We start from the raw sequence: 11,196 nt of genomic DNA on the forward strand, positions 1-11,196 counted from the left end.
AATTTGTTAGTAATTATATGTGATTCTTGTTATCCATGAAGCGACAGTTTTGAAGAGATATTTTTCTTATTGCCATCAAGTTGTTGTTTTATATTTAAAAAAATAGGTGGCATAGTTCGTGCTTAATCTAGTGAGTACAGTATTGTTTTTCTATATCAACTCATTTCCGATATGAACAAACTCATGAGGGTTAATCACCATGCAGATTGAAACAAATAATTTCGCCACAAATTTGAAAAAAATTCCGCAAAAAAATCAAAATCCCCGCTTCGAAAACTCATTCTCTTCACGCCCAAAGCTGCCAGATATCAAATATCAGCTTTCGGAAAATTCCAGCAAAAAATGCCTTTCTTTGATTGAAGGGGACTGCTTACTGGAAACCGCCAACTTCAGCATTCATCTGGTTAGTTCTTTCAAGCAGCGCATCAAAGCCAGCACACTCATCAAGCGTATGTATGCCACCCGCGGCTATCAGACAGAAAGTACTTCCGTTTTTTCAGACAGCCCAAATCAGTACACCTTTGAAGCCCGCAATGCTCAGCAACTTCTTGGTACGCTAACGCTGACAGTCGATTCGGGCAACGGTCTGCTTGCTGATCAACTCTACAAGAATGAAATCGATACCTTCCGCAACGAAGGCAGAAATGTATGCGAAGTATCCAAGCTTGCTTTCACTCCCAATACCAGCTCAAAGCAAATCTTCGCCGCTCTGTTCCATATTGCTTATATGTATGCCCGTTTCCTTCATGGAGTGGAGACCGCGGTTATTGAAATCAATCCTCGTCACGTTCGCTTCTACAAGAGTACGTTGGGATTCAGCCAAATTGGTGATCAGCGCACCTGTCCACGTGTCGATGCACCCGCAATCCTGCTTGGCCTCGATCTAAATCATATGGGAGATCAGATAGCGCAACATGCTGGCTTGAATCCAGAGGATAAGGGTAAATTAATTTACCCGCACTTTCTTATCTCGCGAGTAGCCAAACAGGTGCTCAATAAAATTATTCAAATACACTCCGCAACACGACAATCTCACACCAAAACCGAACACCTTGACATGCCTCTTCATAATCATAATCAATACCAAAATCCCAAGCAATCAGATTATCGCATTACAATGAATCTTGCAGAAAGATACGCAACATGAGAATTTTCCTGAGCAACTCTCTTCGTCGTCACTGAAGATGTTTGATAATGAGACTGACTGAAAATCAAGCTGAAATCATTCGCTTGGTGGCGAAAAAAGCTTTGGCACAAGCGCACAAGATTGACTATTGAACTATTACAAAAACTTTAGCCGTCGTGATGAAGCAATTAATCTCTTTGTTTATCCCGATCAATCTGTCAGAAACAATCTATCGCACCGAAAAAACGGCCTGCTTAATCAACTCGCAAAAACTTTTGGCCGGCGTAGGATTGAAATCGCCGTAGCAGATTGTATTCAGATTACTCACAAAACCGGCATCCGGCTGTACCGGTTATTTGATGTCTTCTTCTGGAGGAATGGACCTTGCCTCTTCTTCCAGCATAACGGGGATACCGTCGCGAATAGGATAAGCCAAGCGATCGGGTTTGCAGATTAATTCCTGGTTATCTTTCCTGTAAATAAGCGGCCCTTTACAAAGCGGGCAAACCAGAATATCCAGTAGTTTGGGATCCATAAATTTTTCTCTTAATTTCTGTAAGATGACTTCCCGCAAACCGGGCTCGATCAGGCTTTCCTGCCATGGGTACCAGATTCGCGAATCGTTGATGCCCATGCATTTTACTGCATCCTCCCATGGCATTAGAATCATTTGTATATTAGTGGGCTGGAAATCTTTTTGAGTGAATTTGTGCCCGCTGGCAAAAGTTTGCACTGTCAGAGCAGCTTTTAGAAACCTCAGGCTATCCACAAAATATTGAGCATTCGCTTCACTCGCCATGACATGAATGCGCTGATCATTTAACTCACTTGCGCTAATGGTCAATACCGGCCGCATCAGATTGACATATTTTTGTTCCTGCAAGTCGAGCTGAAATATCCTTACCCGTTTGCCAACATCGGGGGCCTGTTGCCTGCCTCCCGCTGTTACAACTGCATCTGCATCTTTCAGGCGAGCCAGCCTGTCTCGCAGAGGACCTGCTGGCATAATCAGACCGTTACCGAAGTTGACATGGCTGGTGTTGACTACAATGATTTCAGTATCACGATGCAAACGCAAATCCTGTAGACCATCATTGCATATCAGAACATTGCACTCCGGGTGCGCTTGCAGCAGCGCTTTTGCCACTTCGATACGGTTGTAGCCAATCCATATTGGACAGGTTTGGTGAAGCATATTGGCCAGTAACAGGGGTTCATCTCCAGCTAGCTTGGCATTGCTTGCATTGGTAACTGCCATTGGCTGATGATAATTATCGGGATAACCACGACCAATGATGGCAGGACGCAGGCCGGAGCTTTTCAGCAGATTAATCACCCAGATCAGGGCAGGTAATTTTTCGGTATTGTTGGCGGTGATGCTATCGAGTACGATAACCGGTATCGTAATTTTAACGGCAGTCAAAGCAGCTCGCCGGTATAAATAGCGGCGAATCGTCTGAAATATTATGTAGATAAGGCTGGCCGGCCACAGCAGCAGATGGAGCGGCGTGATACGGTGCCAGTACAACTCGGACCAGTTCATAAAATTTGCTCCAATAAAAACAAAGAACCACTCGCGGCAATTTAGCACTAAATTCGCATCTTACTCAAGACGGCCGAGTAAAGCCATTAGCAAAAATGGCATATTGCGGGGATTGAATACGTTTGCTCTCTGCAGAATGCTTTTTAAATCCTGGTTACCCGGTAGATAGTTTCAAACAGGTAATCCAGCCCCTGTTTAGCAAAATGCGAATACTCAGCGAGCACATCTCGGCGAGCCAATTGATCAAAATATAGTTCGTTTCGGCCAGACAATTCAGCATGTGTAACAGAAAAGGGTGGGCCGTCCATTTTCTGCTGGTCATATTCCAGTGTAACCAGCAGCCCGCTGGATCGAGTGGTCAGGCAGCTAATTAGATGATCAAGATACTGTGATCGCATCGTTGCCGGAAGGGCAATGAGTGCAGCGCGATCATAAAAATATTGAAATGGCTTGTCTGGATAAACCTCAAAGAAATCACCTTGGACAAGCCTGATATTTTCAGCCTGCCAGTAAGTGATTGTTGAATTTCTTTCTTGCTCGGGATTTCGCCCCCATTCTGTAAAGAATTCGGTGATAGCTTTCGGACTTAGCTCGATGCCAACCACAGGATGGCCACGCAGCATTAACCAGTGTAAATCCACGCTTTTGCCGCATAGGGGAACTAACACCGGCGCATGGCTGTTAGCAGCAATCTGATGCCAGTACGTCGTTAAAGCCCAGTGTATGCTGGTCCGGTGGAAGCCAATTTCCTCGCGTTCCCAACGTTCCAGCCAGAAATCAGGTTTCATCGACTTATTTAATTATTAGTTGGTGCTATTTTTGTACCGTCAAGACCATGGGTCGCTGTCATAGAATTGGTAATTAAATGCTCAGGCAGCTAATAGGGTAGCACAGGAGAGAGCAAGCAACACAACCAGAAACCACACTAGCTTGCGTGGTGTAATGCTAGTCTCTGGTAGTCTTTCTCTTGTCAATCGCAAACCAAGACACCAGAGACGATGTATATTGCTTCGTTCCATGTATCGCCGGACTTTTGCCAGGATGGCAATAAAAATAAAGACAAGGATGATGTGAGCGCCGGAAATTAGGTTTACCAGTGTTGGGTCTGCTTTGCTCAGCGCAAAAAACTCAAAATAATAAACGGTCATGCCGATAATTTCTGCAACCATGGTAGGAATCAGAAATTTCTTCATTCGGCACCAGTTACGACAAAAATCTATTCGATTCTTTTTTTTCAGCAGAACGCGTACACCTGCAATAAATCCGGCCCAGAACAAAGGCTGAAGAGCCAGTACTTCTGTGGTTGTCATCACATCACCATTGCGCAAAATTGACGACAGGATGATCGTATAGCCAACAATCGCCGACAGCATTTTGAGAATTTCAGCGTTGCGTTCCAACGAAACCAGGAACGGTACTGATTGTTTTGCATCGCCTGTTTCAAACCAGATAAGCGCCCCTACCGCCAGTGCGACAACGATAGCAAATTCTTTTGTCAAATTAACGTCTTCCAGTCTCCCGGGAAATAAAAAATCAAGGTCAAATAAGTGAATAATAACCAGCGCAAGGAGTATCCATATCGGGGTAGTCGCCAACCACATGGCAATGGCGGTTTCATTTACTTCTCTGCCTCCCTGGGGTATAAACAGGCGAAAGTAATGACAAGTCACCTGCACACAAAGTGCGCCACAAAGCATCATCGCTATTCCATAAGGATAGAATAGCCTGACCATGCTGTTGAAAAGATCGATCAGTGTAACTGGCGAGAAAGCAGTGTATAGCAACCAGGTAACGCCAGTGGCAAGCGTTCCTAACAAGAAACCTGCTGATGCAGACACCAGCCAGGCCTGATCAGGCTTATTTCTGTAGCAATCTGCGATCATCAGGCGATCGAAGATGATCATCATGCCGAGGCTGAACGAACCAAGGCATGCAACGACAGTTCCACTGCCCATCGTGTACTCCCTATGCAGCCATAGCTGCCATTTGCCGGTGGATTTGAGTTACTGACTAAAAGTCCGGATACGCGTCGACTAAACGACGCGTTTTATTCCGGCGCCATTTTAAAACTATCATTTGGATTTGGTGCAAAATGATGCTTCAAGTATTGTTTAATCATATCCTCTGTCATCTGACCTACTGTCACGCAAAAATACCTTTGCGTCCAAAAATGCTTTCTCCAATATTTCTTCTTCAGGTGAGGAAATCCTTCAACCAGATAGTTCGATGTTAGTCCTTTTGTCCGTCGCATGATCTTGCTCGGCGCCATCTCCGGGGGGCAACTTACCGGTATATGCACATAATCCTTACTCACTATACCCTGTACAATCCTGATTTCAAATGCTTCACACGTCTGACGAGCCAACTCCCGAACGCGTTCTGCCATCCCTCCTTTCAAAATCTTAAATTGATACTTCGTTACCATACAAAATGGTATTCAATCTGACCAGCCGTATGACTTCCATATCTATAATTCTTGTTACACTTTCTGTGCGGCGTGTTCTCGCAGCTAAAGCCGGTGGTTTTAACTTTGTAATGGGCAATAAAAGAAGCAAATGTTATCCAATAGAGCGGCTGTAATTCCGATCACGCGCTTACTTATAGCCTCTGGGTTCTAAAAAGCAGTAATTAAAACAGCTGCCATCTGTACTCTCAGTATAGGAATTATGCTGGCAGAATTCACATTTAGAAACATTGCCAAAACTAATGGTAACGGGATTCTCTTTAGAATTTACTGATAGGTGGTTAGAAACCACAGCATAGAAAAAACAGAATCACCGGAATAGTATATTGACGATTCCGGTGAGGTATAAACTGAAAAAAGAGGAGGGGAGTGGGTCTTCTTTTTGAATTAAAATAATTGGTTGCGCTGCAGATTTTAAGCTACACACAAAACTATATCTAACGATCCAGGTTTTCGCCCACTCAAAAGGGGCGCGGACGCCCCTTTTATAATGAACAGTAACGGGCACATTTCTGCGTGTGTCCATTACCTCATATTTTAACGATTATTTCAGATCTGAAATACTGGCGCCAAAATTGATATGGAATGCAGCGCCATCGATAACAAGCGCTGGAACCGACTTGACACCTGCAGCCTCTGCCTCACCGATTCTGGATTTGTCCGTACCCAGGTGCACACTCTCCACCTGGTATTTTGCAGAATCCAGCGCATTAGCTACAGTCTGTTCTGCAGACACACAAACGGGACAACCTGCGTGATAAAAAACTGCTTTTGAAGCCATTAGATATTTTCCTATAAAAATATAAAAATTTTTTTAAAAACAACGAGAAATTGCCGGTTAACTGCGTTTCACGTAATCTTCAGAAATTATGATGTCAGCAATTTAACTCGCCATGGCTATTTTACAGTATTCAGCGCAGATATCCGATTGGATGTTGCGTGATATAGGGGGTAAGTAAACTGACTGTCTGGATTCGTAACAAATGATCTGTGTGGAATTGAGAAACGAATTTCAAATAGAGTAAAAAGCAAGAATTCTTGCGTCCTCAAATCTCAATGTTGTGCCTCATTCGTACTCTTGTGCTGCTGCAGGCTGCACGTTATTCGTGCCACCACATTTTCCACCAGCACTTGCTCTCCGAGAAAAATCGTTCCAGTTTGCTCCTGTTGGAGAATAGCTGCCTCTTCCTTGTTAAAGGTACTGATTAGAATGTCATTATGAGGATTCAGGATGCGTGATACTTCAACCATTTGCCTAACGGCGATAGGGTCTGATACCGTAATTACCAGTACAGCAGATCGGGCAATATGCGCCTGGATCAATACTGCGGGCTCGCTTGCGTTACCTGCTACTGCGTGGATACCTTCGCTACGCAGCTGCTCGATCAACTCCCGGTTTGGGTCAACAGCGACGAAGGGGATGGCCTGTTTTGCCAGCATCGTGCCCATTCGTGCACCTGTCGAGCCAAAACCGACAATGATGACATGATTGGTAACTGCTTCGGAACTGACCGCAAATGGCAACTCCGCCAGAGGGTCATTTGGTCGTTCCACGAGGCGTGCCAGTCTGGAACGGGCACGAATCCAGTTCTGAATAGGCTCTGCTGTCTGGAATACCAGTGGATTGAGAGTGATGGTTACCAGCGCACCGGCCAGGATGAGGCTGTAACCATCGCTTGGCAGAAGACCCAATGAATGACCCAGAGACGCGAGTATAAAAGAAAGCTCACCAATTTGCGCCAGACTGACCGAAACTGTCAGGGCGGTATTAAGCGGATAGCGCAACACGAGAATGAGTAGCAGGGCAATCGCGGATTTACCAAAAATGATGATTATGACCACAATTACCAGCTTCAGCGGTTCTTCCAGAAGGATATCGGGGTCGAACAGCATGCCAATCGATACAAAAAACAGCACGGAGAAAGCATCTCGTAGGGGCAGGGATTCCTGGGCGGCCCGATGGCTCAGTGGAGATTCGCGCATGACCATACCCGAGAAAAAGGCGCCCAGGGCGAGTGATACATCAAACAGAATAGCGGCGCCATAGGCAATGCCGACTGCTACTGAAACCACGCATAAAATAAAAAGTTCTTGTGATTTTGTGCTGGCGACATACCAAAGTAGCTTTGGAAAAATACGCTTGCCAATGACCAGCATGAAGCCAATAAAGATCGCAACCTTACCTAAAATGACGGTGAGAGTTATCAGTAGATCCAAGCTGCCGCTACCGGTGATCGAAACCGAATCTGTGTCTGTCGTAAACCAGACGGATAAAGCTGGCAAAAGTACTAGCGCCAGCACTACGACCAAGTCTTCGACGATTAACCAGCCAATCGCAATTTTTCCATTGATCGATTTGAGTAGGCCGCGGTGTTCGAGAGCCCGTAACAGAACTACCGTACTGGCAACCGACAAGGCAAGCCCAAATACGATGCCCCCCCCCAGACTCCATTCCCAGGAAATCGCAACTATTGTGCCTAGTATGGTGGCGACTAATATTTGTAGAATGGCACCTGGAATAGCAATTTTCCTGACTGCCAACAGATCGTTGAGTGAAAAATGTAAACCAACCCCAAACATGAGCAGAATGACGCCAATTTCAGCAAGTTGACTCGACAACTCGATATCGACGGCGAAGCCTGGTGTGGCCGGGCCAATAATAATTCCTGCAGCCAGGTAACCGACCAACACGGGCAGTTTCAAGCGGTGAGCAACCATGCCGAGCAACAATGCTAATCCCAGACTGATGGCGATGGTGGTGATTAGAATGGTGCTATGTGGCATTTATAAAGGTGATAATAAACTACTGAGCGTTGTGCAGCCGGATAAGCTGCACAACGTAGGGAGACGGTATTGAAAGCGGGCAGCTAACTGAGTAGCTGATAATTGGGTGCATCTAAAAATTCAGAATACTAAGCAAGACGGTATTGTGACGAAATGTGGAATTTAGAAATGCCCAATCATTAAATAGTGCGATAACCAGCTAACCTTCATGAATATAATTGATATAGGTCCACGCCATCATGATGACAAATAGAAGTAGTGACAGTCCGATGCGTATGGTCAGCGATCTGACCATACGGGTACTGTCTCCTTTATCCTTGACCATATAATAAAGTGCTGAACCCAGGCTGTATACAATTAGCAGCAAGAGTAAAATGGCAATTATTTTCAAGTTTTCTCCTCGGTGGCGGGTAATGTCTGCTGTGCTGAAATGTTAGTACACTTTTATTTTAACTGATAACGGCTATTTGTGAACTCTACTGACAATCCGAAACCAACGGCAATTTTTTTGATGGGTCCAACTGCCAGTGGTAAATCTGCAATAGCAATAAAAATCGCTCAATGTTTTCCGGTGGAAATTATCAGTGTCGATTCTGCGCAAATTTATCGCTATATGGATATCGGAAGTGCTAAGCCCGATCAGGAAATACAGGAGTCTGTACCGCATCATTTGATTGATCTGATTAACCCCTATGAGAGCTATTCGGCAGCGAGGTTTAGAAGTGATGCGCTGATAGCGATGCAGGCGATTGTTGCACGTGGCAGAATTCCACTGTTAGTTGGGGGCACCATGATGTATTTTAAGGTGCTGAGCGATGGTCTCGCCGAGTTGCCCTCGGCCGACAAGCATCTGCGAGATCAGTTGGAGCAAACTGCGCGTTCTGAAGGATTGCTAGCGCTGCATTCCCGGTTAAAGCTACTTGATCCTGTCACTGCTGCAGGAATTCAACCAAGTGATAGTCAGCGAATTCAGCGCGCATTGGAGGTCTGCTATTTGACGGGAAAACCGATGTCAGTATTGCTGGCTCAAGCCCAGGAAGACAAATGGCGCAGCTATTTTCCCTACCAAGTTATCAATATCGCTTTGTTGCCAAGTGATCGGACAATCTTGCATGACCATATTGCGCAGCGCTTTGATAGAATGTTGGCAATGGGGTTGGTAGAAGAATTGTCCGGGATTCGACAGAAATTTCCAGTAACGGCAGACATGCCTGCAATGAGGTGTGTGGGTTATCGACAGGCATGGTGCTATCTGGACAATCAGATCAATTTAGCTAAAATGCGGGAAATGGGTGTGATTGCAACCAGACAGCTGGCTAAACGGCAATTAACATGGTTACGATCCATGCATGACATACAATCGTTTGACTGTTTGGCATCCGACTTATCTAGTCAGGTTATTGATCATTTGGCGAAAAATTTATCGGATGAAGTGTTGTGTTAAAAGTGACGAAACTTAACGAGAGCTAATCCGGGTCTGTGTTGTTGACGTTATCCTTAAATTTATTATAAAAGGAGGGAAAGTAATGTACCAATTGAGGAATATAAAAGCTGTGTGTGCTACTGCTATTTGTGTTGCGGTTATGGCCATTTCTGGTTGCGGGGATTCCGGGAATAGCAATGATCCCTGGAGTGGTGCGGGTGGTGGAAGCTATTTTGATGATACTTCGCTATCTGCTGCTATTAGGACAAAGTTTTCAGCGGCGCCGGAGTTGGCATCCCTTGGTTTAAAAGTTCGGGTTGAGAATGGCGAGGTTTTTTTGAGTGGAACTGCCAGAAATCAGGCGCAAGTGGATCTTGCGGTGATGCAGGCATGGCTGGTTGAAGGCGTGAAAAAAGTAGAAAATGAAATTGTTTTAGATGGCTCGCAGTAGGAACCGCTTATGTTCATGCGAGCATGCGGCAAACAGCGAAGAGGAATAAATTCTGCGCCGATTGCCGCACTTCTAGCTTCTAATGAGTACGGTTTAAGGCAACATGCCATGGACAATATTGCCAACTAAACGCCTGATGGCGTCCCCAAGGGGATTCGAACCCCTGTTACCGCCGTGAAAGGGCGATGTCCTAGGCCTCTAGACGATGGGGACCAATAGAAAAAGAATACGCCAATCGCTGGTGGAGATAAGCGGGATCGAACCGCTGACCTCTTGCATGCCATGCAAGCGCTCTCCCAGCTGAGCTATACCCCCGGCCAAACAGAACGGCGATTATACCGATCCGACTTCCTAATGTAAAGCAGCACGCTGTCTGGATCAGTTTCTATGGTATCGGCAGTTTCCTTATTTACTTGACTGCTGCCGTAATTGATGAATTGAAAATATATTTGGCGCAAAAATAAACCTGATTAGTTACTTCTCTCAGAAATCTTGTAAAATCTACAAATTGCGAAGAAACGTAGCAAAATCAGAGGAGGATGGCAATGGCGATGAATAAAATTCAGTTTCAGGCAGGCCTGTCACTGCATGAATTTCTGCATCAATATGGCACGGAAGCACAATGTGAAGCAGCATTGTTTGCTGCGAGGTGGCCACATGGCTGGAGATGCCTGCGCTGCGATGGGGAGCGATATTCCTGTACCCATAACGGCCGCAAGCTATGGGAATGCCTGGATTGTGGCTACCAATGTTCTTCAATTGTCGGCACCGTGTTTGAAAATACTAAATTACCGCTAAGAACCTGGTTTCTGGCCATTTACTTGATGACGCAAAGCAAGAATGCGGTCAGTGCATTGGAACTCAAACGTCAGCTGGGGGTAAGTTACAAAACGGCATGGTCGATCAAGCATAAGCTGTTACAGACCATGCTGCTGCGCGAAGAGCAACGCCGTCTGGATGGACGCGTGGAGGTTGACGATGCTTATCTGGGAGGTGAAAGGCCGGGAAAGCGCGGGCGGGGCGCGGCAAGTAAGACGCCATTTGTAGCGGCAATACAAACAAACAGCGAGGGGAAGCCACTTTATATACGCTTGACCCCCGTAGCGGGTTTTACATATGAAGCGCTCAAACAGTGGTCGGCTGAATGTCTGTCATCTACTGCACGAGTCGTATCTGATGGTTTGGGGTGTTTCGGGGCGGTTACGCATACAGCCGCGCAGCATGAGCGCCATATTGTGGGAAGTGGCAAATCTGCTGTGCAGCGTGCCGAGTTTCGCTGGGTCAATACGCTTCTTGGCAATCTCAAGACTGCCTTCAGCGGAACCTACCATGCATTCAATCACGCCAAGTATGCACAGCGCTATCTTGCAGAATTCTCCTATCGCTTCAATCGCCGTTTTGATTT

General features: G+C 45.7%; 10 protein-coding genes, 2 tRNA genes and 2 pseudogenes. 4 read left to right on the top strand and 10 right to left on the bottom strand.

What is annotated here, in order from left to right; all coding sequences use genetic code 11:
* Window positions 1–199: 199 nt before the first annotated feature.
* Window positions 200–1,147, top strand: a complete 948-nt coding sequence (locus NSMM_RS02275; RefSeq protein WP_090284209.1) for an N-acyl amino acid synthase FeeM domain-containing protein — start codon at window positions 200–202, stop codon at window positions 1,145–1,147.
* A 331-nt stretch (window positions 1,148–1,478) separates the two neighbouring features.
* Here the strand turns inward: NSMM_RS02275 and NSMM_RS16335 are convergent, their stop codons facing one another.
* From NSMM_RS16335 to NSMM_RS02310, 8 genes and pseudogenes are all read right to left on the bottom strand, one after another.
* Window positions 1,479–1,661: a Trm112 family protein gene (locus tag NSMM_RS16335; RefSeq protein ID WP_245654650.1), complete on the bottom strand. Its 183-nt coding sequence runs from the start codon at window positions 1,659–1,661 to the stop codon at window positions 1,479–1,481.
* Between the two features lie 24 nt (window positions 1,662–1,685).
* Window positions 1,686–2,669: pseudogene (gene lpxK, locus NSMM_RS02280) on the bottom strand (tetraacyldisaccharide 4'-kinase); the annotation flags it as partial.
* Window positions 2,670–2,812: 143 nt separating this feature from the next.
* Complete coding sequence (locus NSMM_RS02285) at window positions 2,813–3,457, bottom strand: thiopurine S-methyltransferase (protein WP_090284213.1); 645 nt, start codon at window positions 3,455–3,457, stop codon at window positions 2,813–2,815.
* A gap of 81 nt (window positions 3,458–3,538) precedes the next feature.
* Window positions 3,539–4,624 (bottom strand): hypothetical protein, encoded by a 1,086-nt coding sequence (locus NSMM_RS02290; protein WP_090284215.1) that lies wholly within the window; start codon window positions 4,622–4,624, stop codon window positions 3,539–3,541.
* Between the two features lie 92 nt (window positions 4,625–4,716).
* Window positions 4,717–5,111 (bottom strand): annotated as a pseudogene (tnpA, locus tag NSMM_RS02295) (IS200/IS605 family transposase).
* 566 nt (window positions 5,112–5,677) lie between these two features.
* The gene (locus NSMM_RS02300; protein ID WP_090284217.1) at window positions 5,678–5,914 is read right to left on the bottom strand and encodes a thioredoxin family protein; all 237 of its coding nucleotides are present in this window, start codon (window positions 5,912–5,914) and stop codon (window positions 5,678–5,680) included.
* Window positions 5,915–6,186: 272 nt separating this feature from the next.
* Window positions 6,187–7,917, bottom strand: a complete 1,731-nt coding sequence (locus NSMM_RS02305) for a cation:proton antiporter domain-containing protein (protein ID WP_090284219.1) — start codon at window positions 7,915–7,917, stop codon at window positions 6,187–6,189.
* A 199-nt stretch (window positions 7,918–8,116) separates the two neighbouring features.
* Window positions 8,117–8,308: a twin transmembrane helix small protein gene (locus NSMM_RS02310; RefSeq protein ID WP_090284221.1), complete on the bottom strand. Its 192-nt coding sequence runs from the start codon at window positions 8,306–8,308 to the stop codon at window positions 8,117–8,119.
* 120 nt (window positions 8,309–8,428) lie between these two features.
* Here NSMM_RS02310 and miaA point away from each other — a divergent pair, with 120 nt between their 5' ends.
* Window positions 8,429–9,361: a tRNA (adenosine(37)-N6)-dimethylallyltransferase MiaA gene (miaA, locus tag NSMM_RS02315; protein ID WP_090284223.1), complete on the top strand. Its 933-nt coding sequence runs from the start codon at window positions 8,429–8,431 to the stop codon at window positions 9,359–9,361.
* An 82-nt stretch (window positions 9,362–9,443) separates the two neighbouring features.
* A complete protein-coding gene (locus NSMM_RS02320; RefSeq protein WP_090284225.1) occupies window positions 9,444–9,791 on the top strand; it encodes a BON domain-containing protein in 348 nt (115 codons plus the stop codon).
* A gap of 137 nt (window positions 9,792–9,928) precedes the next feature.
* Here the strand turns inward: NSMM_RS02320 and NSMM_RS02325 are convergent.
* Both NSMM_RS02325 and NSMM_RS02330 read right to left on the bottom strand, forming a co-directional pair.
* Window positions 9,929–10,004 (bottom strand) — tRNA-Glu (locus NSMM_RS02325).
* 26 nt (window positions 10,005–10,030) lie between these two features.
* A tRNA-Ala gene (locus NSMM_RS02330) sits at window positions 10,031–10,106 on the bottom strand.
* A gap of 230 nt (window positions 10,107–10,336) precedes the next feature.
* On the opposite strand from NSMM_RS02330, the gene NSMM_RS02335 reads away from it, so the two are divergent.
* Window positions 10,337–11,196: IS1595 family transposase (locus NSMM_RS02335; RefSeq protein ID WP_090283480.1), on the top strand; the 860-nt coding region annotated here is incomplete at its 3' end.

Origin of the sequence: Nitrosomonas mobilis, from assembly GCF_900103035.1 — a bacterium.
Lineage (GTDB): Bacteria > Pseudomonadota > Gammaproteobacteria > Burkholderiales > Nitrosomonadaceae > Nitrosomonas > Nitrosomonas mobilis.